Source organism: Microbacterium sp. UBA7513 (genome assembly GCF_002478345.1).
Taxonomy (GTDB): Bacteria; Actinomycetota; Actinomycetes; order Actinomycetales; family Microbacteriaceae; genus Microbacterium.
In genome coordinates this window covers 1-24,465 of the sequence record NZ_DLNJ01000020.1, presented here as the reverse complement: position 1 = coordinate 24,465, position 24,465 = coordinate 1, and the positions used below count along the sequence as shown (strand labels likewise).

General features: G+C 65.7%; 22 protein-coding genes. 5 read left to right on the top strand and 17 right to left on the bottom strand.

The genetic code is table 11. The features are described from left to right. Nucleotides 1–45: 45 nt before the first annotated feature. From B2W79_RS10645 to B2W79_RS10635, 3 genes are all read right to left on the bottom strand, one after another. Entirely contained in the window at nt 46–1,056 is a 1,011-nt protein-coding gene (locus B2W79_RS10645) for a DNA topoisomerase IB (protein WP_292789423.1), read from the bottom strand. Nucleotides 1,057–1,129: 73 nt separating this feature from the next. Then, nucleotides 1,130–1,636: a hypothetical protein gene (locus tag B2W79_RS10640; RefSeq protein ID WP_071328486.1), complete on the bottom strand. Its 507-nt coding sequence runs from the start codon at nt 1,634–1,636 to the stop codon at nt 1,130–1,132. Between the two features lie 9 nt (nt 1,637–1,645). After that, nucleotides 1,646–2,932: an MFS transporter gene (locus tag B2W79_RS10635; protein WP_349680467.1), complete on the bottom strand. Its 1,287-nt coding sequence runs from the start codon at nt 2,930–2,932 to the stop codon at nt 1,646–1,648. Between the two features lie 75 nt (nt 2,933–3,007). Here B2W79_RS10635 and B2W79_RS10630 point away from each other — a divergent pair, with 75 nt between their 5' ends. Continuing rightward, nucleotides 3,008–3,799 carry a hypothetical protein gene (locus B2W79_RS10630; protein ID WP_071328484.1) on the top strand — a complete coding sequence of 264 codons (792 nt, stop codon included), beginning with the start codon at nt 3,008–3,010 and terminating at the stop codon, nt 3,797–3,799. Nucleotides 3,800–3,888: 89 nt separating this feature from the next. After that, nucleotides 3,889–4,740 carry a class II glutamine amidotransferase gene (locus B2W79_RS10625; protein ID WP_071328483.1) on the top strand — a complete coding sequence of 284 codons (852 nt, stop codon included), beginning with the start codon at nt 3,889–3,891 and terminating at the stop codon, nt 4,738–4,740. 40 nt (nt 4,741–4,780) lie between these two features. Here B2W79_RS10625 and B2W79_RS10620 read toward each other — a convergent pair whose 3' ends face one another. Further along, on the bottom strand, nt 4,781–5,665 hold the full coding sequence (locus B2W79_RS10620; protein WP_071328482.1) for a hypothetical protein: 885 nt from the start codon (nt 5,663–5,665) through the stop codon (nt 4,781–4,783). A gap of 292 nt (nt 5,666–5,957) precedes the next feature. On the opposite strand from B2W79_RS10620, the gene B2W79_RS17655 reads away from it, so the two are divergent. After that, complete coding sequence (locus B2W79_RS17655) at nt 5,958–6,236, top strand: helix-turn-helix domain-containing protein (RefSeq protein WP_396654745.1); 279 nt, start codon at nt 5,958–5,960, stop codon at nt 6,234–6,236. A 97-nt stretch (nt 6,237–6,333) separates the two neighbouring features. Here B2W79_RS17655 and B2W79_RS10615 read toward each other — a convergent pair whose 3' ends face one another. The 9 genes from B2W79_RS10615 to B2W79_RS10575 form a co-directional block, all read right to left on the bottom strand. Then, the gene (locus B2W79_RS10615; RefSeq protein ID WP_292789417.1) at nt 6,334–7,956 is read right to left on the bottom strand and encodes a UvrD-helicase domain-containing protein; all 1,623 of its coding nucleotides are present in this window, start codon (nt 7,954–7,956) and stop codon (nt 6,334–6,336) included. Continuing rightward, on the bottom strand, nt 7,953–9,677 hold the full coding sequence (locus B2W79_RS10610; protein WP_292789415.1) for a hypothetical protein: 1,725 nt from the start codon (nt 9,675–9,677) through the stop codon (nt 7,953–7,955). Before B2W79_RS10610 ends, B2W79_RS10615 begins: the two co-directional genes overlap by 4 nt. Then, complete coding sequence (locus B2W79_RS10605) at nt 9,674–10,780, bottom strand: XRE family transcriptional regulator (RefSeq protein ID WP_292789413.1); 1,107 nt, start codon at nt 10,778–10,780, stop codon at nt 9,674–9,676. The genes B2W79_RS10610 and B2W79_RS10605 overlap by 4 nt, the downstream gene beginning before the upstream one ends. Then, a complete protein-coding gene (locus tag B2W79_RS10600; protein ID WP_292789411.1) occupies nt 10,773–11,570 on the bottom strand; it encodes a hypothetical protein in 798 nt (265 codons plus the stop codon). The genes B2W79_RS10605 and B2W79_RS10600 overlap by 8 nt, the downstream gene beginning before the upstream one ends. 71 nt (nt 11,571–11,641) lie before the next feature. After that, nucleotides 11,642–14,392 (bottom strand): class I SAM-dependent DNA methyltransferase, encoded by a 2,751-nt coding sequence (locus tag B2W79_RS10595; protein ID WP_292789409.1) that lies wholly within the window; start codon nt 14,390–14,392, stop codon nt 11,642–11,644. Between the two features lie 11 nt (nt 14,393–14,403). Next, a complete protein-coding gene (locus tag B2W79_RS10590; RefSeq protein WP_292789407.1) occupies nt 14,404–17,673 on the bottom strand; it encodes a helicase-related protein in 3,270 nt (1,089 codons plus the stop codon). A gap of 105 nt (nt 17,674–17,778) precedes the next feature. Continuing rightward, on the bottom strand, nt 17,779–18,342 hold the full coding sequence (locus B2W79_RS10585) for a hypothetical protein (protein ID WP_292789405.1): 564 nt from the start codon (nt 18,340–18,342) through the stop codon (nt 17,779–17,781). Nucleotides 18,343–18,383: 41 nt separating this feature from the next. Continuing rightward, nucleotides 18,384–19,469: a PD-(D/E)XK nuclease family protein gene (locus tag B2W79_RS10580; protein ID WP_292789403.1), complete on the bottom strand. Its 1,086-nt coding sequence runs from the start codon at nt 19,467–19,469 to the stop codon at nt 18,384–18,386. Next, a complete protein-coding gene (locus B2W79_RS10575) occupies nt 19,466–19,768 on the bottom strand; it encodes a hypothetical protein (RefSeq protein ID WP_292789401.1) in 303 nt (100 codons plus the stop codon). The genes B2W79_RS10580 and B2W79_RS10575 overlap by 4 nt, the downstream gene beginning before the upstream one ends. Nucleotides 19,769–19,884: 116 nt before the next feature. Between B2W79_RS10575 and B2W79_RS10570 the strand changes: the two genes are divergently transcribed. After that, the gene (locus tag B2W79_RS10570) at nt 19,885–21,150 is read left to right on the top strand and encodes a hypothetical protein (RefSeq protein WP_292789399.1); all 1,266 of its coding nucleotides are present in this window, start codon (nt 19,885–19,887) and stop codon (nt 21,148–21,150) included. A gap of 18 nt (nt 21,151–21,168) precedes the next feature. Here B2W79_RS10570 and B2W79_RS10565 read toward each other — a convergent pair whose 3' ends face one another. Further along, nucleotides 21,169–22,056 (bottom strand): phospholipid scramblase-related protein, encoded by an 888-nt coding sequence (locus B2W79_RS10565; protein ID WP_292789397.1) that lies wholly within the window; start codon nt 22,054–22,056, stop codon nt 21,169–21,171. Nucleotides 22,057–22,134: 78 nt separating this feature from the next. Here B2W79_RS10565 and B2W79_RS10560 point away from each other — a divergent pair, with 78 nt between their 5' ends. Continuing rightward, the gene (locus B2W79_RS10560) at nt 22,135–22,491 is read left to right on the top strand and encodes a hypothetical protein (RefSeq protein ID WP_292789395.1); all 357 of its coding nucleotides are present in this window, start codon (nt 22,135–22,137) and stop codon (nt 22,489–22,491) included. Between the two features lie 133 nt (nt 22,492–22,624). Here B2W79_RS10560 and B2W79_RS10555 read toward each other — a convergent pair whose 3' ends face one another. The 3 genes from B2W79_RS10555 to B2W79_RS10545 form a co-directional block, all read right to left on the bottom strand. After that, a complete protein-coding gene (locus tag B2W79_RS10555) occupies nt 22,625–22,837 on the bottom strand; it encodes a hypothetical protein (RefSeq protein ID WP_292789393.1) in 213 nt (70 codons plus the stop codon). A gap of 393 nt (nt 22,838–23,230) precedes the next feature. Further along, nucleotides 23,231–23,767: a DUF3846 domain-containing protein gene (locus B2W79_RS10550; RefSeq protein ID WP_292789391.1), complete on the bottom strand. Its 537-nt coding sequence runs from the start codon at nt 23,765–23,767 to the stop codon at nt 23,231–23,233. Then, nucleotides 23,764–24,465 (bottom strand): DUF3846 domain-containing protein (locus B2W79_RS10545; RefSeq protein WP_292789389.1); only part of this gene is annotated, 702 nt, incomplete at its 5' end. The genes B2W79_RS10550 and B2W79_RS10545, both read right to left, overlap by 4 nt.

Sequence of the window (24,465 nt, the reverse complement as noted above, 5' to 3'; positions counted from 1 at the left end):
CCATCCTGGCATCTTCCCGGGGGCGACCGGGGAGCATCGGCGCGTTCAGCCGCGCCGCCCCGTTCCTCGCCGGTTGACCTTGCGCGACGTCTCCGGTCCGCCCAGCAGTCGCCGGATCGCGGTCTCCGGGGTCACGTCGAGATCGAGCGTCCGCCCCCGAGCGTACTGCCGGAACACGCGGGGATCGATGTAGCTGTTGCGGGCGACCGCGGTCGTGTTGCCGAGGGCGGTCGCCGCCGCCTGCACCGCGAGGCGTTCGGCCTGGTTCCGGTGACCGCGGCGGTCGAGGGCTCCGATGCGGGCGAGGGCGTCCGCCGCGATGATCGTGCCGTGCAGCGTCCGGAAGTCCTTGGCGGAGAAGCTGGCACCCAGCACGTCCTTGAGGTACGTGTTGACCTCGGCGGCTGTGATCTTCACCCGCCGCCGACCCTTGCGGTACGCCAGGAGGAAGGCGGTCGAGGCGCCGCTCGCGAAGTCGGTGAGGGCTTCGGCGAGGGATTCGTCGGTGATCTCGATCGCGGCGGTCTGTCCGCTCTTCGCCGGGAAGGAGAGGGCGACGTCGCCGCCGTCGATGCGGACGTCGCGGCGGCGGAGCGTGGTCAGGCCCCGGCTGCCGTGGCGCGCCAGGTAGCGTTCCGAACCGATCCGCAGCGCGGCGTCGTCGAGGAGGCGGAAGGCGATCGCGAGAGCGCGCTCCTTCGTCTGCCCGTCCTCCTTGAGAGCCTTGGTGACCTGCGCCCGGGCGCTGGGCAGGGCCGCGGCGAGGTCCAGCGCACGGACGAACTTGCGACGGTCGCGGGAGACCCGCCAGAGCGGATGGTAGAGGTACTGCTTGCGCCCGGCCGTGTCGATGCCCACGGCCTGGATGTGCGCGAGCGGGTCGGCCGCGATCCACACGTCCTGCCATGCCGGCGGGATCACCAGGTCGCTGATGCGTTCGCGATCCGCCTCGGGCGCCGGCTCCCCCGTCGGATCGACGTACCGGAATCCCGAGCTCGTCCGCTTCCGCGTGAAACCCGGGTCCTGGCCGGGTACCACTCGCACCAGTCGCGCCATGCGTCTCTCCTCCCGCCGTGCAGCTCCTCCGAGTGTGGAGTGACCGCAGTCTCGGCGGGAAGGGAGTGGCGTCTCACCCCGCCGGCGTGCTATCCGCGTCGGCGTCCTTCGCGAAGACCGCCCGCATGTGGTCGCTGGTGAGGAAGTCCGCGATCCCGATCATGATCAGGCTGAAGACGATCTGCTCGGTGACCATCCACACCGGGTAGAGGCCGGGGATCGCCGCCATGACGAGCGTGATGACGGGGAATATCTGCGCGAACAACCGCAGCCGGAGGTAGGCCCAGCGCCATCCGCGGCGCGCGCGCCACGCGAAGTAGAACAGCGTCGCCGTCATCGCCAGCACCACGAGGGTGCGCATCCACACGGCGAAGGGCACGCTGTCGCCGTCGGCGGCGAGCACCAGGGCGACCACCACGGCACCCACCCCGAGCACCAGTTCGGCGACGAGGAGCCAGAGGATCCAGGTGAAGGCACGGACGGTCCGCGGATGGGTGCGACCGGCGTCGCTGATCAGCACACCGGCCTGCCGCCCACCCGCGATCCGGTCGAGACGGAGGAAGAGCGGTTCGAGGGCCATACTCGGAGCCTAGACCGGCGGCGTCCGTTCGACCTCGTCCGTTCGATGGACCTCGGCGCTGCTGCCGTTGGCCGCCGCCGGGAGCACCCGCTCCAGCACCACCGCCAGCACGCCGACGGCGAGGCTGCCCGCGACCATGACCGCGATGAACCACCCACTGACGCCGACCCCCAGGAGCACCCCCGCAACGAGCGGGCCGAGGATCGCCCCGCCCTGGAAGGCCGCGGAGTTGAGGGCGTTGTAGCGCCCACGGGTGCGGTCCGTCGCGAGATCGTTGTAGATGGCCGGGATCGTCGGCTGCATCATGGTCTCGCCGAACGCGAACACGCCCATGAACGCGATCACCGCGATCGCGGCCGTGACCGAGTCGGGAAGCAGGCCCGCGGCGCCGAGCATGACCCAGGAGACGGCCCAGATGAGCGCCATGACCTGCATGACTCTGGTGCGCCGGCGCCCGGTGATGAGCCGGAGGACGGCGAACTGCAGCAGCACGATGACGGCCGTGTTCACCGCGAACGAGATGCCGACGACGGCGGTCGAGACCTGGGCGATCTGACGGGCGTAGGCGGGGAATCCCGCCTCGATCTGTCCGTAGCCGATGAAGACGGAGAAGAAGGTCAGCAGCGTCATCCAGAGCACCGCAGGGCGCCGCAGGATCTCCCGGTAGCCGCCCTCGGTGGTGGCCGACGGGTCGGGGTCCGGCTGCGTGCGCACGTGCCGGAGCGGGCCGAGGAGCAGAGCGAGCGGGATGAGGCTCGTGGCCGCGTCGATGAGGAAGATCGTGGTGAAGGTCGACGGCTCCGTCACGTCGACGAAGAAGCCGCCGATGATCCCGCCCACGCCGATGCCGAGGTTGACGAGGGCGAAGTTCACGCCGAAGTACTGCTGACGGACCTCGCCGTCGACCACCGAGGCGATGAGCGCGTTGAAGCCGGGCCAGGAGACCCCGAAGTTGATTCCGATGAGCACGACCGCGACGGTCGCGACGGCGGGATGCGTGGCATAGGCGAGGAGCGTGCACCCCGCGATCATCGCCAGCAGGCCCACGATCAGCACGCGCCGGGCGCCGAAGCGATCGATGAGCGTGCCCCCGGGACCGGTGACGACGAGCCCCGTGATCGCGATGAGGCTCATGAGGGCACCTGAGAACCCGAGGTCGAATCCGCGGACCTCGTGGAGGTAGATGATCGTGAAGGGCAGCGTCATCCCCCGCCCGAGGGTCTGGATCGCCACGGTCGACAGCAGCCAGCGCCCCTCGGTGGGCAACGCGTTCCAGAAGGACTTCATACCGATCACCTCGTCATTGTTCCAGGAGCCGGGGACATCGGATGACCGCCGGGGTCGCGGGGAAGAAGCCGATATTCTGCGAGCATGCCCGTGTCGTTCGAAGAATTCCGTTCCGCCCTCCCCCATGCACCGGCCCGTGACGCGTGGGGTCTCGTGCTCACCGACGCCGAAGCGCAGCAGGTCGCCGCGGACGAGCAGGCGAGCCGGGCCTGGTACGACTATCTCCTCGCGACCACGGCGCCGGTGGCGTCCGAGCCCGCAGCGGCACCGCTCGGGGGACACGAGCTCCCCGTCGCCGCCGCTCCAGGATTCGCCGCGGCACCCCCGCCCGCACCCGCGGCCGACCCGTGGGCCCCCGCGCCCGCGGAGAGCCCGGAGCGGAAGAGCCGGGTCGGACTCTGGGTGACGCTGGGCATCGTGGGCGCGCTGCTCCTGATCGCCGCGATCGTGACGGTGTTCGCCCTCACGACAGCACGTCACTGGACCAAGATCGACGTGCCGGAGAAGCCCGAGACCTTCCACAGCGAGGAGTACGAGACCGGCAAGTACCTCGTCGCCGACGACGGCGTGAGCCCGTGCGCAGTGGACCAGGACTGGACCGACTGCATCGGCCTCATGGAGGCCGAGTACGCGGGCGCGTGCGCCGGGGTCGACCTCGTCCCCGCCTCCGCGGACCTGTGCGCGCAGCACCGCGCCGAGATCGACCGGATGATCGCGGAGGACGCGGACGGGATGTACGTGGCCTCCCTGGGCGACTTCGGGCATCTCACCCGGACGCCGGAGACGGCGACGCGCCAGGTCTCGAACGACGATGCCGAGCCGGCCGTCACGCATGAGGCCGTGTGCTATCTCGGGTTCCTCGGGGAGTGCGAGTAGCCGGTTCCCCATCCGCCGCTGTCGCCGGGAAGGGCGAGCGGGCGTATCGTCGGGCACAGACCTGATCGGGTCGGGGACGAGGTGTCGACATGTGTCGGTGGCTGGCGTACGTGGGAGAACCGCTGCATCCGTCGGAGGTGATCCTCGACGCGCGACATTCCCTCGTGGCGCAGTCCCTGGACTCGCCGCTCGGCGCGGAGACCGTGAACGGGGATGGGTTCGGCCTCGGCTGGTATCCGGTGTCGAACGGTGACGGCTCTGGGCAGCCTCCGATGCCTGCACTGTTCCGCAGCATGGAGCCCGCCTGGAACGACCTGAACCTCCGCGAGATCTCCCGCACGATACGCAGCCCGCTGTTCTTCAGCCATGTGAGAGCTGCCGCCGGGCCGCCGGTCCAGCAGACCAACTGCCACCCGTTCCGGCACGCGAACTGGCTCTTCATGCACAACGGCGGCGTGGCGGAGTTCCTGACCGTGAAACGCGACCTCACCCTCGCCGTCGATCCCTCCCTCTACCCGGAGATCCAGGGCACCACCGACTCTGAGGTGCTGTTCCACCTCGCCCTGACCCTCGGCCTGCAGGACGATCCGATCGCGGGGATGCGGGCGGCGGTTCGGGAGGCCGAGCGCGTGGGGCACGAGCACGGTGTCCGATTCCCCGTGCAGGGAACCTTCGCGGTGTCCGACGGCACCACCGTGTGGGCCTTCCGCTACTCGACCGTCGGACGTTCCCGCTCCCTCTTCCACTCCACGGACATCGAGACGCTTCGTGGGATGTACCCCGATGCGGATCGTCTGCGCGTCTTCGGTCGGCATGCGCACGTGATCGTCTCCGAGCCGCTGAACGATCTGCCGGGCGCGTTCCTCGAGGTCCCCGAATCGACGGTGTCGATCCTCGACGAGACGGGCTACCGGTACGAGCCCTTCCTCGATGCCGCGTGAGCGCTCCTCAGCCGAGGGCGACCGGGCTCGGCGCACAGCCTCACTGCGCCGCCGACCGATACCCGTCGGGGGTCTCGATGAAGAGCTCGAGCGCGTCCGCCGTCGGCCAGCTCCCGAGAGCGCTCAGATCGAGGTCCGCTTCATCCCAGCGCGTCCGTTGCTCGTCCGTCCAGTCATCGCCCTCGTCGATGTGCAGGCCGTCGATCCGTCCGCCTTCGACACGCAGACGCACGTCGAACGAACGGTCGTCGAGCGTGCGGTACCGGCCGAGCACCGGGAAGGTCGCCGTGCCCGGCACGGCCCGTGGCCCCTCGGTCGGCGTCTCCAGGCTCAGCCAGGGCCAGAACGCCTCCTCAGGGTCGTCGCGCACCAGCCGCGCGTCGACGAGCTGCGCACGCAGCGCCGGAGCACCGTGATCATCCGTTGCGGACAGCAGGAGTTCGGCGAGGGCACGCAGTTCCGCCGTCAGCTCGACGTGATCCGCCGGCTCGGCATCCTCGGTGCGCTCCGAATCGGCTCGCGTGCCCTGTCGGCCGACCCACCAGGATCCGAGCGACAGAAGAGCCTGTCCTGCGACGAGCCACAACCGCGGGCGCCGCGCGCCGGCGCGGACGAGACCGTCGTGGAGGCGCGCGTCGAGAGCCTCGCCCGCTTCGGCGAGTCCGAACGCAGTGCCGCCGGCGCCCGTGGCCACCGCCCCGCGGCCGATCGGACCGAGGAGGTCCGGCTCGTCGGCGGGCCGGAGACTCGCCCACACGGTCCACGCGGTCAGCGCGGCGATGGCGCTCCGATAAGCCACCCGGCGTCCGGTCGTGAGTCGGCGCGGTTCGATCGCCGCGAGGCCGGCCGTGAGGACAGTGGTCACCACCCCGTGCGTCACGCTGTTCGCGTCGTTCAGGCGGCGGACGGTCTCGCGGAATCCCATGCCTCCAGCCTACGGAACGGCAACCTCATCCGCGTCACGGACGCCTCGTGGGCCCCGTCCTGCCCGGGAACGACAGAGGCCCGGATCGCGGCTCTTCGCCGTGAATCCGGGCCTTCTCTGACTGGCTGACGTAAGAGACCTCTGTTCTAACCATTGGAACATCCCGTTGACAATCGAGGAACTGCGGAATCTCGCGGTTCCTGGCAACAGAAGCGAAGGTCTGAGCGATCGCACTGCGTACCGAGCTCACGGCCTATCCGAGCGTCTCGGACCAAAGAAGGTTGAGGACATCGTGCGTCGATACGAGGCGGGCGAGAGCGCCCGTAGCTTGGCAGAGAAGCACGGGGTCTCGGCGTCGGCCGTGACGAATCTGCTACGCGACAACGCCGTGGTCGTGAAGAAGCGCATCGTTACCGATGCTGAAGCTCGCCGGATGGCGAGAGAATACGACTCGGGCGCCACAATCCGGGAGCTTCAGACGAAGCATGAGCTCTCCCAGGGTGCTGTCGCACGCGCTCTGCACCGCGTGGGCGTAAACATGCGTCCGCGTGCCCCTCGGAGAAAGGCATAACTGCTTAAACGGGCTGATTCGACGGCATCCTTGCCCGAGCGCCGAAGTGGCCCGAGAATCCTGGTGCGACGCCTCGCATCGAGATATCCACGGATCTCTATGTCGCCAGACGTGCGAGCGGCGCGACAGCCGCGTGCCACTGGCTCCCAACGAGCAGCACGATGATTCGCTGGCGCGCGCGAGAGAACACGACGTAGAGCAGTCGGCTCGTGTTCGGAAATGGCTCGGTCTCGTAGCCCATGAAGTCGCCCTCCCGGAGAACGACCACGGTCGCGTCTGCCTCCCGACCTTTCGTCTGGTAGAGATTCATCAGCTGCACTTCTCGTGGGTTCAGAGCCGACTCGGTCAGTGCCGCGTAACTTGCCTCGCGCGCCTCCGCGCAAATCGACGCAACGATCTGCACGCCGCTCAGGTCGCGACCCACGCGCGCTGCCCGAGCGTTCATCACCGAGAGAAGGACCCCTGCCTGTTGCCACGCGCCCGACTTCTGGGGCAGCCCGAGGGTGTCGTGTGCTTCTCGCGCCTCGCTGACAGCCACGTCCACAGACGATGCTTCAGTGAGCCTGGTGCGTAACGCATCGAGCCGCTGACGGAGTGTCTGCGGCCCTGTGCCGTTGAGAACCTGGGTCGCGAGAACGGGCACTTGCGATCCTCGCTGTGCGCTTGTGAGGAAGACCGCAAGCGACTCGAGGACGTGGTCCCACGCTGCCTCGCCGAACCGGAACCGCAACATGGTGGCTTGTGCATCCAACGCGGATGCCAGAGCGTCGCTTAGTCCGGCGATCTCATGCTCAATCCCGTCGGCTTCCAGCGCGTCCGATAGGGAGGCGAGCATGTCGTTGTGGTGGGTGAACACGGCGACACCGAGCCCCTCAGCACTCAGCTCGGTTACAAGTTGCGCCACGGTGGATGCCTCGTCGCTGAGGTCGATCCCACTCTTTACGATTAGGCGACCGTCCCCGCTAGCTGCGGCTATCGCAGGCGAGCCGAACGCACGGGTTCGGACGGCGTTCGCCACGGCTGGGATAACGCCGGATGGATCCCGGAAGGACGTTTCTGGGAGGAGGATCGTGTTCCCTTGCCCAGCTGACGCGCACGCCTCGGTGATCCGCTCAACACGCACTCCATCAGCCGCCAGGAACGCGCTGTAGATACATTGGTTGGGGTCGCCAAGCAGGATCATGCGGCTGGATGGGGCAATGAGCTCGAGCAGTTCCTGCTGCGCATCGCCGGTGTCCTGGAACTCATCGACGATCACAAGCCCCCACCGAGAACGAAGGTGCGCCGCGACCGCTGGCGCCGCCCGAGCAATCTCCAGAGCAAGCGGGATCAGCCGCCCGTATCCGATCTCCTTGGGCGCCAGTCCGAGCTTCTCTCGGGCGGGACTCACCAGTACCGCATCAGCTTGGCCGACGAGACTCCCGAACCTCCGCACCACGGAGAAGGCCAGGGAGTGGAACGTCATCACATCAACGCGGTCAGCATGACTCCCGAGGACCGCACTCATTCTCGAAGCAATCCGCGCCACCGACGCTCTGGAGAATGAAAGGAACAACACCCTCTCGTGCGGCTTGGACTCGCGAACGCGTTCAAGATGCGCGGCCGCGGCAGCCAGCGCGCTCGTCGTCTTTCCAACTCCGGCCCCGCCAAGCACGACCGTCAGCTCCGCTTCAGTGGCAACTACCTGCGCCTGTTCGGGGTTCTGCGCTTCCCAGGTCATGACTGCGGAGGGATATCGATGCGCCCCAGGTCGCCGCCGCACAGTGCCTCGATGACAGCTCGAGCTATTGGCGGCTGATGGGTCAAGGCTTCGACCCATGCCGGTCCCAAACCTTGCTTCTTCAAGATCTTCTTCGTGATGAGGTGCTCTGCAATTGCATCGTCATCGATGCCATCCGGCAGCGGAGGCATTCCGAGCTCCGCAAGCGATTCGGCGACGTCGCGCAGCTTCTCCCCCGGAATCCCGCGAATGAGCGCAGCTTCGACCGCCGTACGGTCGGGGAGCACCACGAGCTGTTCGCAGAGTTCGGCCAAGCGAGCGACGGCGGGATCCTCCTGCCCAGGCTTGTCGTTGTCCACAACGGCGCGGACGCGGAACCCGAGCTGAAGCGCTATCTCGGCCACGGCCGGCAGCCGCGTGATGCCGCCATCAGTGCCTGGAGGGGCGATCAGACGGATGCCGTTCGCGGCCAGACTGTGCTTGCGATCTCCGGACTTCTTGAAGAGTCTCGCGGCAAGCGGGCCGTAGCCTTCGACGTCCAGGGGGCCCTCCACCAGCGCAACAACGCGCGCACTGAGCGCGGAAAGCAACTGATCGAGCACCAGCCGCCGCGTGATGCGGGCGGCCTTGTCTGTCGTCTCAGGGAGTCGATACTGAGCGCGACCCTCCTCGGTGCGCACGAAGCGCACGAGTTCCTCCGGCTTAAACGCGCGAACGACTTCAGAACGACGCGTGGTCAGGATTGACTGGCCGGCGGTCGAGTGGAGCAGGCCCGCCATGTACTCAGACGATGAGGCATCCAAGCCATCCCCGAAGTCATCCGCGATGACGACGACACCGGAGCCTGCGTCACGCGCTGCCGCGATCGCCTCAGCCACCGAGAACACGCTCTGGATCGTGGATGCGTGGGAACGGATGGGGAGCGGTCCAGCTGCGTTCAGTGCGAGAGCGGGCTGCAGCGCCCGAAGGAGCGCCGCGAGCGATCCGTCATCCGCGGCGAACTCCACTGCGTCCGGATCTTCAATGCCGAAAAGCACTTCTGGACCCGCATCCAGCACATTGCCGAGCACCTCAGTCACGACCGACGCGCTTGCGAAATCGCCGGTCGCCGACTGTACGTCTTGATCGAGCTGTGACAGCGCCTCGTCGAGTGCGCTCGAATCCGCCGCTACAAGAAGGGTGCGCAGGGCGCCTTCAGCACGGAGCTGCAACGCAGGCGAGCTGTCGATGAACTGCACCGGAAGCGCCTCGCGCTCCACCCGGCTAACACGCTTGAACGAGTTCGCCGCCGGATCGCTTCGCGCTGGGAAGTCCACCCAGTGATCGCCACTGTCCGAATCGAGGTCATAGCGGATCCGGTAGCAAAGCCGGACACCAAGCACCGCCTCGCCGGCACCACTCGTCCCGGCGGGCTCCGCGGTCGCACCGTCGAACGCCTCGAGGCTGTCATTCAGAATAGCTTCGAGTAGCTCCCCCAGATCAAGGAGTGTGACCTCCACCTCGGTCAGCAACTCGTCCGTGCCGGCCCCCACGGGCCGGAAGATGTCGAGAGGGTTGACCCGCGCGCGGGTGCTCCTCGGATCTAGCACGCGTCGGAGCGCCTCGACGAAGTCGCTCCGTCCGGCCCGCGGCTCTCCGGCGACAACTAGATCCGCAGGCAGCAAGAAACTCGCGCTCTCAAAGCCCCGGAAACGCTCGATCCGGATCTTGGCGACCCTCATGACAGCGCCACCGAAACCGGCACTCGTGACGCCGCGATCTCGTACAGCCCGACCGGTAGGCCAGAGCCTGCAAGGAAGGACGCCTCATCGACACCCGCTTCGCGCAGTACCTCCCGGGCGCGCGGCAGCATCGACGGCATCTCCAACGACGAGATCCGCCCGGGTTCCGACCGGCGCCAGCCGTTCTGAGACATACGGATGACCGCGTTCCGGTACGAGACGTCGCTCATGATCCCGAGCGCCCGCGCCCGATAGAGCAGCGCCGCCAGGCTGACACCCCAGTACTCCTTGAGCTCGGCCAGCGTTGCCCATGCCTTGCCTGCGGTAGAGGTGGGAAGAGACGGCGCGATCTCCTCGGCTGGCATCAGAAACTCAGACGCGAACCGGTTGGCTTGCTCTTCGGCGACCTTCCCACCCGGTTCGGCATCGTGGTGCATGATCAGGTGCCCAAGCTCGTGGGCCGCGTCGAAGCGCTGCCGGTAGTAGTCGTCCTTTACCGGGTTCAGCACGATAATCGGACGCGTTGCCGAGTGCAGCGAGTACGCGTCGATCGACGCCACACCTGGCTCGCTGAACACCACGACGACTCCGCTGCGCTCGACCAGGCGCACGACATGCTGCACCGGCCCCGGCGCGATGCCGAAGTACTCACGAGCCTCCCGTGCCGCCTGCTCCGGGGTCATCGACCGTTCGTCGGGGTCGACTGGCAGATCCGGTAGAAGCGCCTCGGGGAACTCGACGGCGTTGTCGAGCATCCCGGTGATTTCCGCCACGAATCGTCCGTACGCCTCGGCCTCATCCTGGGCCACCTGCGGAGTCGAGCGCAGCGATCGGAAGTTCGGCTTGCTGACGTTGGGCGGCGCACCTCCCCCGAAGAACTGGGGCTCTACCCGGAGCGCTAGCGCGAGCTTCGCCACCGTTGCACGATTCGGCTGCTTGGCGCCGCTCTCCCACGCCGTTACCGAGGCAGGCGACATCTCGATGAGGCTGGCCAGGTGGGACTTCTTGAGCCCCTGGAGCTGACGGGCCATGGTGAGGCGCTCACCGTTGAAGAACGAAGCTGCGGCGGCGAGCGTCTGGGACGGTCGACGCACCTCAGCCATTCGCGGCGCCCGACCCTTCGCCCGCACCCGTCCGCTTGATCCGCACCGGCACATCCTCGACGTCCGTCGAGGCGCCGCCGCTTGGCATCTGCGGCGTGACCGGCAGCCCCGACCCGCCGATCGGAGTGCCGCCGGAGAGAAGCAGCTTCTTCCAGTACCAGCAGTCATCGTCGGCGGACACCGGGTTCTTGCTCTGGCCGATGTAGAGCTCGAACTGCTTGGTCGTCGGGTTGAAGGCGTGCGCCGCAACGAGCGTCACGCCGACGAAGTCGTCGTCATCCGGGATGCCAGGGATGGACTCGAGCCCGAACTCCTCGTCATCGAAGAGGGTGTTGTCGCCGACGAATAGCTGGTCCGCGACGCGCTTCTTCGCATCGCTGCGCTGCACCCACTTGATCTCGTCGATCTTGCCGAACGGGTACGACTGCAGCAGCACGCGGTAGCCTTCGATCGCCCATCCCGGGGACTGCTTGTAGTCCCGGCGGACGACCGCGTCCGTCGGGAGAGTCGGCATCGAGTCGAACGCCTTCGGGGTGATCCCGCGCTTCAACACGTCCTCGCCGAGGCTCCCAAGCCCATCGGCCAGCTTGAAGCGCCCGTTCGCAGTGGCCCGGTCGAGGAGATCTCGCAGGTGCTTGAAGTTGAGATAACCGACGACACCCTGGTCGTGGCCCTGATCCTCGTCGTGGTGCTGATCCGTCGTAGCGAATGCCACCGGAGCACCCCACTTCAGGACATCGAGGAGTCCAGAAGCCTGGAGAGCGGAGAGGGCGTCATCTTCTGCGGTCATGAGATCAAGGTACACGAGAGTCAGTATATCGCGCGTTTTTTTTTACTCTCGGCGTGTCTGAGCAGCGAAGACTAGCGCGCTCGACGCCGTCCGTCGACGCGGCCTAGCAGACCAGCCTCTCTCGCCTGGTGGAGCCTTAGTAGGAACGCGACGCGCTCACTCCCGCCCGTGAACGCCTGGGGGCGGTAGAGGCTGTCGACGTACTGATCGATGGCGCCATGTGCCGCGCGAAGGTCCGCGGGCATGGTCCTCTCGTCATACATCCAAGCCAGCGTTCGATCGTCATATCGGTGTCGGACCTCGAGTACGTCGTGCCCCAACTGCGCAAGCTGCACCTGAGCAGCGTCATCCACGTCAGGGAAGACGAAATTGTTGTAGACCACGTCCTTCGAGTATCGGTAACGGCTCTCGAGCCGACCTCCGATCGTTCGCATCCAGTCCATGTGGATCTCACTTGTCATAAGCGCGAAATCAGCCGAACTGGCGTCCGGGACAACGAGACAGCCATCCGACGCCACAACGCCGGCCTCGAAGAATCCCATCGGGACGTAACGACGGCGCTCCGATGATGTTCTGGGGACGAGAAGGAAACTTCCACTCGGTCGCTGGGTGATCTGCGCGAAGAGGTGCGGAATTGCAGCAAGCTGTGGACGCGCAGAATCCGCTCGCGTGACGCGATTGGATTCCACTCGCCGAACGATTTCGGGGACCGCGCGCCAGGCGTGTTGCTCTACACCGTCAAGCCAGAGGCAGTAGCGAAGCCTCCCATTGATGTACTCGCGCGAACCATAGAACGGGAGTAGCCAATCTTCCGCCTCGGGGTGGGCCCCTATCAGCTGCTGCCGCTCAGCGACGCTGAAGATCAGGTTGCCGTCGTCGGCCGCCATGTTTCCGAAGGCCATCTCGCGATGCCCAGAAATCTGCGTGTGTCGGTTCCCAACGACGTACTCCGATCCCGCAAGCAGGTAGGGACTAATTGTGGTCACTTTCACCTCGATTGGCTCGGCACCGTCGCCCTCATACGTGAAGAGTCGCTTTGGCTTCTCGTCTTGGGCGGAAAACCCTACGATCACACAGTCGACGGCGGCCTGATCTGGAGCCTCGTTCTGCCAGTCGAACGTCTGGTGCGCGAAGTCGATGTGCACTCCGGCGTTGTAGAGCGGTCGCCACAAGATCGCTGGCTGCTCTCCCTGCGCAATTGAGTTCGTCGAGACGAGAGCGGCACGAATCTTTGGATTGGCCGCCATCATTCGCGCGGCCAAGAGGTACCACGCAGCGACGAAGTCGAGAAAGCCTGCCTCGCGGATTCCGTGCGCAACCGCCCGCAACTCCGCCTTCTGCGTCTTGTCCATCTTCCGCGACCCGTAGAACGGTGGGTTCCCAACGATGAATGCGAGTTGATCAGCGGGAACCACATCGTTCCAGTCGATGGTCAGCGCACTGCCAAGGTGGATCGTCGGAGCGATCCGAATCGGCAGACGGTCCGGCGCGAGTCCGAAGTCCTCTGCCATCCGCTGGTTGGCTAGGTGGTCGACGAGCAGCATCGCGGTCTCCGCGATGCGGGCCGGCCACTCTTCGATCTCAATGCCGTAGAAGTGATCGAGACGAACCTTGAGATCGCCCGTGACGTCGAACGAGAGCTGCGCGTAGTCCTTTCCCTTGTCCTGCAGGTCGAGCTCGCGCTGCCGAAGCAACAGCTCGAGCTCCAGCGCGCGAAGCTCTCGGTAGGCGACGATCAAGAAGTTGCCGCAGCCACACGCTGGGTCGAGTACACGGATCTTGCCGAGCTCGTTGTGCAGCCGAGTCAATTGGCCGCGATCGTTCCATGCACGCTCAAGCCGATCTCGCAGGCCATCCATGAATAACGGGTTGATCGTCCGAAGAATGTTGGTCTCGGTCGTGTAGTGCTCGCCGCCGCCTCGACGGTCCGAGCGGGTCTTGACGGTCTGGAACATCGATCCGAAGACTGCTGGCGAGATCACGGACCAGTCGAAGTCGCCAGCATCGATCAGTTCAGCACGGAACGTCTCGGTGAGCGGACCCATCGTGAACTCGTCCGTGAACAGGCCGCCGTTGACATAACGGAACGCGCGAACTACTTCCGGCAGGTCGGCTCTGCGCTGCTCGTGGCTCAGCGCTTCGAACAGCGCGCTCAGGTCGTCCGCAAGCGTTTCGTCTGTGGTGTCGTTGACCAGAAATGCCTGGAACTGGTCCGGCCGTCCCGAGTGCTTCCACATGCCAGAGTCGTCGGCGAAGTAGAGGAACAGAAGGCGAGCGAGAAGGAGCGTCGAGTTGTGCTGATCCCACCCCGCCGCCTCAAGCTCGGCATACAGCGTGCTCATGAGGCGAGCCGCCTGGGCCGCGGTGGTCTCCGCCTCGTGATCGAATGCTCCGCGCATACGCGATAGCAGGTCAACGAGGGTGAGTTCCTCCTCGAAGCCGATGGCGATCGCCTCGAGCTGACGGACTAGTCGGGCATCACTGTCGCCGACACGGCGCTCGTGGAGCACGAGTTTGGCGTTCGCGCCGCCCATCTGAGCCCGTCGTGGCCAACGCCACGCCTGGTTATGTTCATCGGCAAAAATGACGAGTCGCTCGAGGTTCTTCGCTCCGACGGCCTGGTCAATCTGACGCTGAATTGACCGCGAGGGCAACCCGTCATGGAACCAGACACGAAGTCCCTTGAAACCCGCGACCTGCGTCAAGGTGTGTGCACCGTCGTCCACCTCAACGCTGAGCTCGCCCTGGTCGGGGTTGCTCCAGCCGAGGTGATCGACGAAGAGGTCACGGAACTCGCGGTGATCGACAAGACCGAGCAGCACTGCACTATCCACTACTGGCTCACTCCCATGGTGCTGACGATTCGGATCGAGTCGCTCCCCGAACGGCGCTCGATGACCAGCTTGTCCTCGCGTGCCAGCGCTGCGACGCGATTGGCCAGCTCGTCGTCGGAGGCGCCGTTGCGGACGGCATTCCGCAACCGACGGTCGGCCTCATTCGTGAGCGGGTGCTGGTACAGCAGATCGAGCGCCGCGGAGGCCTCGGGGCCGAAATCGAAGAGGCTCTCGCCAAGGCGCTTCCAGATCTGGCGCCGGACGCCGCGGAGCCGACCCGCGGCAACTGCTGGATTCGCCAACGGTCCGCGCACCAGCTCACCCACAAGTTCGTCATGGTTCGCGAGGCGCTCAACGGACACTTCGTCGGGTGTGCTCTCGAACACGCGCAGCGTCTCGAAGCCCGTGAGCAGTCGTGTTTCGCCGTCCGACGTCGTCCAGCCGAATCCGTCAATACCCGCCTCGGTACGGACATAGCAAGCCACGCCGTCTTCGAGGTCGGTGACGCGGCGCGCTCTGGTCGCGTCGACAAGATCCGGCAATCGGCGCGCACGCTCAGCGGCTTCCGGGGTCTGCTGCAGAGCGTTGCTCCAGTACTGGAAGGCGAGGCTCGCGGCGTCGATGTCCTCGACATCCTCCGCTTCATCAAGTGTTCCGTCGTACAGGTCAGTAATCGTCCGCACCTCGTCCTCCGAACCGAAGAACTGCTCGTCCGACCCGAAGGCTTGTGCGTTCTGCTGCAACCGATCGGCGATGCGCTGACGAAGCGAGAGGACGTTATTCAGCGAGCCGTGGAATATCGAGTAGAGCAGCACTTCGGGCGATTCTTGGCCGACACGGTCGACTCGACCAGCCCGCTGAATCAGGCGAACGATGGCCCACGGCAGGTCGTAGTTCACCACGATGTGGGCGTCCTGCAGGTTCTGACCCTCACTCAGAACGTCAGTCGAGATCAGCACCCGCAACTCGTCGCCAGCGTCCGATGCTTCGGACTTCCCGCGCAGTTTGTTGGACTTCGGCGAGAAGCGCCGCGCAAGCTGCGTCGGGTCGTCGTCGTCACCCGTTGCTGCATCTACCGCATCGATGCCAAGCGATCGAAGGGCGGTCGCGACGTAGTTCGCGGTGTCCTTGTACTCCGTGAAGACCAGAACTTTCTCGTTCGGGTGGTCCTCCGTGATCAGATGCGCGAGCGCCGCGAGCTTGGAGTCACGCCCGATCTCCCACGGGCCGTACGCATCGAGGAGTGCAGCCAGCGCCTCCGTGTCAGCCGCCAACGCGTCGCGGAGTGAAGGCGTGAACAGCTCCGGTCGCACCCAGGTGATGTAGGCGGGGTCCGTGTCGACCAGCGCCTGGTAGCGCTGCGCCGCAGCGTCTCCGAGCCGCTCCATATCATCAACCTCATGCTCGATGATGTCGTCGTCATCGAGCAGATCTGCCTCTTGGATAGTGCCGGTAGGGAGCGGCAGCCCGTTGTCGATCGCGTAGAGGAAGAGTTCGTTGCGGGCGACGTGACGGCGGAGCGACAACGTGAAGGCGTAGCCGCCCGACGACAGGCGCTTGTACAGCGTCGTACGAACGAACCCAGCGACCTGCCCACGCGCCCGACGCAGGTTCTCGACCAGTTGCTTGTCGTCGTCCGACCACTCGGACTTTCGCTTCTCATCGACGTAGACGATCAGGGAGTATCGCGGTAAGACGAGGTTCTGGAGCGTGTTCAGCGTGTTGTCGCTCACCATGAGCGCTGCCGGATCGTCACCTTCAAACGGGTGGTCGATCGGGCGCGCAACGCGGTCCGGGAACCGGAACTTCGTGCCGTCGGCGAAGCGGAGGTACTTCGAGCCGTCGTCATCTGTTTCGGAGTAGTTGTTCTTGATGAAGGAGCGCGTGCGGCGCACGAGGTGCTCACTCATGAGGCGCTTCCAGTCGTCCGGATCCTCGGAACGCTTGAACGCTTGCAGTGTCGTCACTTTGCCATCGACGCGGTCGGCGAGCTTCGGGTCCGCCGCCAGGGCGTTCACCGGAGAGATTCCGAGGTCTTCGTCAGGCTGGATGAAGAGGCCGAGCTGATTGGCCACGTCCTCGAAGCGGCGGTTGTACGGCGTGGCTGTCAGGAGCAACGCCTTCGCCCCTACGCGGTCGAGATACTCGAGGACTGCCTGGTAGTCTCGGCGCTTGTCGTTGCGCAGGGTGTGGGACTCGTCAACGATGACGAACCGGTACCGGCTGATCGTCGGCAGCACTGTGTGTGCCTCGGTGTATGAGACAACGCGACCCGGCACCTCGTAGGCGTCGAAGTAGTCCTCCCACATCTGCTTCAAGTTCTTCGGGCACACAACCAGCGGCAAGTACCCGTGCTCCTCGCGAAGCATCAAGGCGACAGCCACCGCAGTAATGGTCTTACCAAGCCCGACCACGTCGCCGAGCATCGTGCCACCGCGGGTCACGATCCGGCGAGCGAGCGTGCGCACCGCAGTTGCCTGGTAGTCCAGCAACTCCGACTGCACCTCGAGCGGCACCGAGTACTCGTCTTGACCTTCGCGCACGTCGCGCGACAAGTCGTAGCAGAGCTTCAGGAACACCTCGTAGGGCGGCTTGGGCTGCACCGATGCCCACGAATCATCGAGGAGCGTCAGCAAGTCAGCGGTGACGACCCGGCTGTGGGGGTCGTTCCAGCGAGCTTCGAACCAAGCGGACAAATCCTTGCCGCCGCCGAACGAGTCCGGCACGTCGACGTTCAATTCAAGATTGGAATTCAGTCCGGGCGCTGTCAGGTTGCTGCTGCCGACGAACCCCATGATCGGCGAGTTGAGATCTTGCCGATGGAAGATGAACGTCTTGCCATGGAGCGGACGTCGGGTGAATACCTTCACCTCGACCTTTCCGGACTCAAGGTGCCCGCGGAGCGCGGCGAGTGTCCGGCGGTCCGCGGCAGTCGGGGCACCGCGCATGAGCTGCACCCGGAGGTGCTCAAGGAGCTGCGCCTTGCGCTCCTTCGAGATCTGAGCGTCGGCATCAGGACGAGGTTGTCCGTCGACCGTCGCCTGGAGCTGATCGAGGGTCTCCTCTTCCGGGCCGGCGAACACCATGCCGATGAGGATGCGCGCGACGGGCGCACTCGTCGCGTCCTTCGCGGCGACGATCTCGTCGAACTCGCTCCACCCCCGGAGGTTGAAGTACCCCACCGCGACGTCCATGCGATCGAAATCCTGCAGTGTCGCCTGCAGGTGTTCACCGAGGCGAAGCTCGATGTTGTCAAAGATCCGGGTCACGGCGCTCCTTCGTCGCTTCCCGGACCTCCGAGAAGATGGTTCTCCCTCAGGGTAGCGAGGCGCACAGACAGCGCTTTGATCTGGCCAAGCGTGGCGCGGTGGGGTTTAGACGAGCGACCCCGCGGCATCCAGCACCTTCAGCGTTGCCAAGACCGCGTTGTCGCGGTACTGCGTAGAGCCCGCCACGTTGCGGACGATCTTCACGACCTCGGCCGCGCCAACGACAACAATGGGTCCAACCCCGACATCCTGCTGTGCGCACCACTCGCGCACGGCCGCTTCGTTGCCGCCACCCGCGAACTTTCCGACGTAGAGCCGCAGCTCCACCTGGCACACATCAAAGCCGAACCGCTCAGCTGCGGCCGCAACCACGGTCGAGCGAATCTGCTCATCGTTAAGGAGCGCATAGGCGGCGTTCCAGGTGCGATTCTCGCTCTCGCCGCGCACGTGCGCCGCCACAACACCACGCGATCCAAAGAAGGACTTCACCGTCGCGAGCACGAGCTTGTCGGCCCGCGCCGCGACAAGGTCGACCTCGAAGCCGTGTGTCTGCCACTCCTCGTAAGCGGCCTTTCGCGTCCGCCGCTTGACCGGGAACTTGAGCGCGCTGGAGACAACCAGCCCTTCCACCTCCAGCGCTAGGGCGACGAACTGTTCGAACGCTTCCACGTCCCCGAGCGTAGCCAGCGCTGCCTATGTCGCTCGGAAGGCTACGGCGCTTTGCGCACCGCGTCGTCCGGCGTCGTTTCCGTAGCGCCCTCAACACGAAACCGCTGGATCTCCGCGTGCACATCGGCCGCCGCTGCCTTGAGGTCCGCGATGGTCAGGCCGGGCGCCTTGACGTACTTGTAGACGAAGGATGGAGCGAAGTGGTTGAACTCCTTGCGCCCGCCGACCGCCTGCGGGAGCTGAGCAGGAAATGAGTAGAACTCGGGATGCTCGCGGCTGACGTCTTCGCGGCGCCGCCGAGAGTCCTGGCTCCTGCCCGAAATGGACTGGTCGTGGTAGACGGCTGCGCGGCGGAACTGGTCACCCTGGAGTTGCCATCCGAGATGCAGATGCATGCCGCGGGTGTAGACGTACTCGAAGGACTCGACCAGCGGTGTCGCGTTGCTCATACCGCCGGCAGCGGGTTGCTCCAAGTCAGGCAGAAGGTCATTGATAACGCGGGCAACCCGCTGGGCTCGTGCCTTGCGAAGCGCTGCGCGCATCTGCGAGCTGGAGATCGCCGAGAGAAGGCTGTCCGGTAGCCAGACGCGCTCCTCATCGGATTGCACGTCAACCGCCGACACCAGCTGGTGCAGGTGTGCGACAAGCGCCGCGTAGCGGCGCATCGTCTCGACCTCGTAGGACGTGTCGGAGGCGGGGAGCGCGTCCATGATCCGATCGGCAAACTCCGCGTAGCTCAGATACCGCCACTCCACCAGATCGAAGTTCGGCTCGCTGACGGACAGCAACACGAGGGCCGGCGAGTGCGGCCACTTGCTCGCGGCCGCCTCGTACTCCTCGAGCTGGTCTCTGTGGGGCAGCGAGAAGACCTTGTTCTCGATCACCAGCGGGGCACGATCGGACCAGTGGAACACGAGATCCATATGGCCGCGCTCGCGCTCCACGAAGCGGCGCGAGTCCTCGCCGGGAGCAGCCAGCGGCCGGAAGGTCGCGTCGGCCACTTCCGGCAGCTGGTCGAAGTACCAGCCGATCAGGTTGGAGTGGAAGAGTTCGCGCTGACCGTACATGAGGCGACCGAGCGGGTTCGCCTCGATGCGCGCCGCGATTGCCTTGAAGTCCTCGCTCATGATGCGAACTCCCCGGCGTGAGTCGCTTCGTCAACAGCGCGCAGGAGCGCTCGTCCAGCGTCCGTGATCTCCCATTCGATAATGATCTCCCCAGGCGGTGGGGTGTACTGCAGCGGCGCAATGAGCCCGTCGCGCGCCAAGCGACGAGCGGTCTGGACGCGCACGATCTCGTGTCCCGGCCACGGCAGGTCGAGGTGAGTCATCGCGAAGGGCCCGTCCAGCGTGACGGTCGGAACGGTCAGTCCGAACTCCTCGATCTTCCGAAGCGTCGAGAGCTGCGTAGGCGAGAGCGGGCGCATACTCCGACTGTATTCATCGACACGGACATGAGCCGCTCACGTCTGCGTCGGGTCGTGGTGTCTCCAGGCTGAGATACGTTCTCCCAGGGAGCTTCTCTCCCGGAATGGGGCGAACGGTGGGCGACGAGATCGAACTCATCAGCGACGGCGACGGGCTCGCCGTCATCGGCGACGCCACGGCCGTCGAGCTGTTCCTCTCCTCCGCTGGCGTTCCCTCGAAGGATCTGCAGCTGCACCAAAAGCTCGGCTCGGCGCTCAACGCGGGATCGGGCGTCGCGCAGGCTGGGTCGCAACTCGCGGCGAACTCTGGCCGGTGGGTGAAGCTGACCGAGGAGTCCGCCAAGGCGTTGAAGCTAGGCAACGCGATGAAGGGTTCATCGGAAGGCGTCAGTCGGGCGATCGCGACCACAAGCAAGGGCAAGGTCACGAAGATCTTCGAGTTCGCCAAGCCCGGCTCCGTTGGGTCGATGCTGACCCATCCCGCGATGCTGGCCGGCGCGGCCGGGATCATGGCGCAGATGGCCATGCAGCAGACCATGGAGGAGATCACCGATTACCTCAAGGTCATCGACGAGAAGGTCGATGACATCCTCCGCGCCCAGAAGGATGCGGCCATCGCTGAAATGATCGGTGTTGGGATGGTCATCGATGACGCCATGCTCAAGCGCGAGCACGTAGGCCGGGTCTCCGAAGTGACGTGGTCGAGCCTGCACGGCGCCGCGCAGAGCATCGCAACGACGCAGGCCTATGCACTCCGCCAGCTCGACGCCCTCGCCGAGAAGATGGAAAAGAAGTCGCGCGTCGGCGAACTCGACAAGCTCGCCGACACCGCGGAAGCCACCGTCGAGGAATGGCTCGCTGTGCTGGCGCGCTGCTTCCAGCTTCAGGAGGGCCTCGCTGTGCTCGAACTCGACAGAGTGCTGGATTCAAGCCCAGGGGACGTCGACCGCCACCGGGCGGCGATTCGAGCGGCTCGGCAGAAGCGGCGAGACCTCATCTCGACCAGCACTGCTCGACTCCTATCGCGAATGGACGCAGCCGCCGTGGGCGCCAACGAGCAGGTGCTCTTTCATCCGCTCAAGGCTGGCCGCGTCGTGCGCTCGGGCAACGAAGTGGCGGGCGACGTGATCGTCTTCCACGAGAAGATCGGCGTCGAGGGCGACCGCCATGCCATCGAGCCGAAGCCCTGGCGTGAGGCGATCAGCGACGCCCGGGACGACGCGGTCGAGATCACGGAGAAGGGCGCCAAAGCCGTCGGTGAGTTCGGTGTTCGGACGTTCGAGGGCGCCAAGACTGGCGCAGAGAAGGTAGTCGGGACTATCAGCGACAGGCTCCGAGGTCGAGGCGCAGCGAGCGACGACAAGACCAGTGACGGCGAATGAGCGCCCGCGCACGGCGGCTCAGCGACTGCGCTGTTCGCTGCTGCCTTGCTTGAGCACCGTGTCCACCACGAGCGCCGCGGACACGACGAGTGAGTGCAGCGGATCCTCGAGCGGGCGGTAGATCTCCAGCACGTAGTTGTCCGCCTTCGTGAAGTTCTCTTTGCCGAACCCGGCCCAGGCCTTCGTGATGCGGCCGATCTCGGCGCCCTGTGGATCTTGAATGCTGAAGTCCCAGGCGCGCCAGCTCTCCGCATTGATCGTCCCGAGCGTCTCGCCGCCCGCTTCCATACGGAACCGGATGTTGAAACGGCCTCCGAGGACTGAGGCCATGAGGCCGAAGTTCTCCTGTGCGATCTGGCCGACAGGCGTGCCGTCTTCACCCATCACGATCACTTTGGACTTGAGCATGGTCGCGGGTCGCGTGAGCGTCAGCACTGGTCGGCCGTCGGCGTCGACAATCTGAAGACGCTTGGTCGAGTTCTCGCGACCCACGACCATTCGCGACATGCTCGCGCCGTACTCGCGAACGCCACCGACCTTGTGCCCGTGCTGATTGAAGACGGCGTACTCGGCCTTCTTCTCCCAGAGCTTCGCCTTCTGGTTGACCACAAGCACCTGCTCTGTGAAGAGCGTTCCGCCGCCTACGCGACTCGGATCGCCGACGCCCAGTTTCTGTAGCTGCCGCTGCACCTTCTTGTTGGCGACCGGAGTCGGGGCGACGGTCTGCACGACCGCGACAGTCTGCTGCTGAGCGACGACTGGAGCCGGTGGCGCAACAACAGGTGCATCAACCATCTGGCGGCCCTGCGAGCCGACGTGTTCCGTCCACTGGGCGCCGTCCCAGTAGCGGTGCTCGTGACGGCCGAAGGGATCCGCGAACCATCCTGCGGGCGCCTGCTGACTCATGGTTGGAGGCTAACAGTCGCGTGGGACCTGGCCGCGCGACGACGCTCGTGTCACAGCACCGGCGTACACCCAAGCGTGATGCTCTTGCCGGTACTCACTAAGCCACCGCACAAGCACCGCGGCATCGGTCCATGCGACGGCGACGGCTTCGACGACTCTCGGCTCGACATGGGCAACCTGGAACTGGAGCCGCGCTGTCACTGGGATGGGTTCTCGGGCGTCGCGGCGCCGACCGGTGGCGCGCACCTCGTCGATCGAGAGCCCGAGCGGAGTGCCGCGCTGCGCGCGAGCCCGGTCTGCGCGCTCGATGTCCCGTCCGACGAGGTCGTAGCGCCGGTTCTGGCCCACCGGCCCTTAGTCCCAGGCAGCGACGAGCAGCCAGCGCTCTCCAACGCGCTCGACGTCGACGACGACGGTGCGGTGGTCCTGGTCTGACCTGGCGGTGAAACGCCAGGCGTCCCATAGATTGCCGCTTGATTGGAGAGTGGGCGTGTCGATCACACGCCAGCGTTCCTGGCGCCAGACGAGCCGGCGGGGTACACCAGCCTCACACCAGAGTTGGATGTCCTCACGTACCGGAACTCGCATTATCATCCCCATCGTCGTAGAGATGTTCGATGCTAGCTCCCGTGTCGGACACCGCGGAACTCTCGTCGGGAGCGGTCGCCGCCTCGCACGAAGGACACCACCAACCGAAGCTGCGTGCCTCCAGCGGCGACAGGCAGCCGGGGCAGTTCCTGGTGGCGAACTCGAGCGGGTCGCCGGGGAACTGGAGCAGCATGGGATCACGCTAGCGCCGAGGCGCAGGCGTCGACGGAGTTATCCACAGCCGTGGCAGCATTCGTCCGGACCGACCTCGCAGTGAGCTCGGTTCAGGCGAGTGGCGCCAAGGGTGCCGCACGCCTCACTCAACCAAAAAGAGACCGGGCGTACGGCGGCACGACTTGCGCGGTCCCCACAAGTGGGCGGGCCCGCGACAGTCGATCGAAGGTGCTGAGCGGCTCGTGTCATGAGGTCGCTCCTGCCCTAGTTATACGAAAGCCCAGTCGAATGGTCAATGGGCCGCAACGCTTCGTTCCGGACATGAAGAAGGCGGCAACCGCACCGGACCGAGTACTCGAAGTTCTCTAGGTCCGGGCGGTCGCCGCTGTGGTGATGCGTGTGCCTGAGTCCGTCAGGCGGCGGGTTCGGTGCGGTCCGCTCCCTCGGCGAGCTTCTCGCCAGGGCCGGGACCCGCGGGAACGACGCAAACGTCTTCGGCTTGAGTCCAGCGTTCCAGCGTGACCATCGCCCAGACGAGCGCTTCGAAGTAGTCCGAGTACGTCGCCTGGTTGCCGTACCACTTTTGATCGCCGTGGACTTTCACCTCGACGCGCCAGGGCCCGGTGCCCGTGAGTACGTCGACAACTCCGCCGGGGATGCTGGTGCTGTCACCATTCCGGTCCGGGAGCCCGACGATGAGCGCCGGCCCGACCAGCATCGCCTTCTGCCGCGCTTCGAGGACGAAGTACCACCAGAGGAAGGTGGCGCGGGGGTTGAAGGGCAACCCCAGCACCAGACCTTCCTCGTGGACGTAGAGCGTGATCCCGAGCTCCGGGATGTCGACCGGTTCGATCCAGCCGCCCACCGCGGCTTGGTAGTCCTCGAGCTTGTCGACGTACAGCTCCGTGATCGGTTCATCCTGGTCCGCCGGAATGCGCAGCGCCCTCACCACAGCGCATCACTTTCTCGGAACGGGTCATCGAAGCACGTCGCGGCCTTTACCGCGCGGCTGGTAAGCCGCAGCTCGAGCGCCGCGCGTAGCGTGTTGCTGAGCACGAGGCACCAGGTGGCGGCGTCGAAGATGCTGTCGAAGCGCGCGTAGGTGTCGCGCCACGCGTCCTCTCCATGACGTCGTCCCTCGATGATGAACCTCCGTGCTTCGAAGATGTCCTGCACCAGGACCTCGGGCACATCGCCGGTAGCATCGAGCTCGCCGTTGCCGGTGAGGATGACGTCGCCGAGGATGATCGGGCCCTGCATCGGGTCAGCGGTATACAGCCACCACAGCGCCATCGCGCGGCAGTTGATCGGGGCGCGGTCGCGCCTCGCTGCCTCGTTGACATAGACCGTGACGCCCAGGGCGGGCATCTCGACCAGGCCCAGCCAGCCGTCCACGACGTCCTGAAACTCGCCGGCCGTGGCCAGGTGTCTCAGCCGCGGGGAACGGGCTGGGTCATGCGGGATGACGATGCTTCGCACCATTCGTCCCACCTCCTTACTGTTGTCGCGACCGAGAACTCGGTAGTTCTCTGACAAGTCGCGGGGCAGCAACGAGGCAGACGGATGGTGTCTCTTGGGCAACTGCCCGGAGGGAGTGCTGCGAACGCACTCGACCTCCGCGACAGCGGCCGCGTCCGTTTGAGTGGT

Excerpts from the sequence above, each read along its gene's own strand:
- B2W79_RS10645 (WP_292789423.1), bottom strand. The coding sequence starts at position 1,056 with ATGGCGCGACTGGTGCGAGTGGTACCCGGCCAGGACCCGGGTTTCACG.
- B2W79_RS10640 (WP_071328486.1), bottom strand. The coding sequence starts at position 1,636 with ATGGCCCTCGAACCGCTCTTCCTCCGTCTCGACCGGATCGCGGGTGGG.
- B2W79_RS10630 (WP_071328484.1), top strand. The coding sequence starts at position 3,008 with ATGCCCGTGTCGTTCGAAGAATTCCGTTCCGCCCTCCCCCATGCACCG.
- B2W79_RS10625 (WP_071328483.1), top strand. The coding sequence starts at position 3,889 with ATGTGTCGGTGGCTGGCGTACGTGGGAGAACCGCTGCATCCGTCGGAG.
- B2W79_RS10620 (WP_071328482.1), bottom strand. The coding sequence starts at position 5,665 with ATGGGATTCCGCGAGACCGTCCGCCGCCTGAACGACGCGAACAGCGTG.
- B2W79_RS10615 (WP_292789417.1), bottom strand. The coding sequence starts at position 7,956 with ATGACCTGGGAAGCGCAGAACCCCGAACAGGCGCAGGTAGTTGCCACT.
- B2W79_RS10610 (WP_292789415.1), bottom strand. The coding sequence starts at position 9,677 with ATGAGGGTCGCCAAGATCCGGATCGAGCGTTTCCGGGGCTTTGAGAGC.
- B2W79_RS10605 (WP_292789413.1), bottom strand. The coding sequence starts at position 10,780 with ATGGCTGAGGTGCGTCGACCGTCCCAGACGCTCGCCGCCGCAGCTTCG.
- B2W79_RS10600 (WP_292789411.1), bottom strand. The coding sequence starts at position 11,570 with ATGACCGCAGAAGATGACGCCCTCTCCGCTCTCCAGGCTTCTGGACTC.
- B2W79_RS10580 (WP_292789403.1), bottom strand. The coding sequence starts at position 19,469 with ATGAGCGAGGACTTCAAGGCAATCGCGGCGCGCATCGAGGCGAACCCG.
- B2W79_RS10575 (WP_292789401.1), bottom strand. The coding sequence starts at position 19,768 with ATGCGCCCGCTCTCGCCTACGCAGCTCTCGACGCTTCGGAAGATCGAG.
- B2W79_RS10565 (WP_292789397.1), bottom strand. The coding sequence starts at position 22,056 with ATGAGTCAGCAGGCGCCCGCAGGATGGTTCGCGGATCCCTTCGGCCGT.
- B2W79_RS10560 (WP_292789395.1), top strand. The coding sequence starts at position 22,135 with ATGCTCTTGCCGGTACTCACTAAGCCACCGCACAAGCACCGCGGCATC.
- B2W79_RS10555 (WP_292789393.1), bottom strand. The coding sequence starts at position 22,837 with ATGCTGCTCCAGTTCCCCGGCGACCCGCTCGAGTTCGCCACCAGGAAC.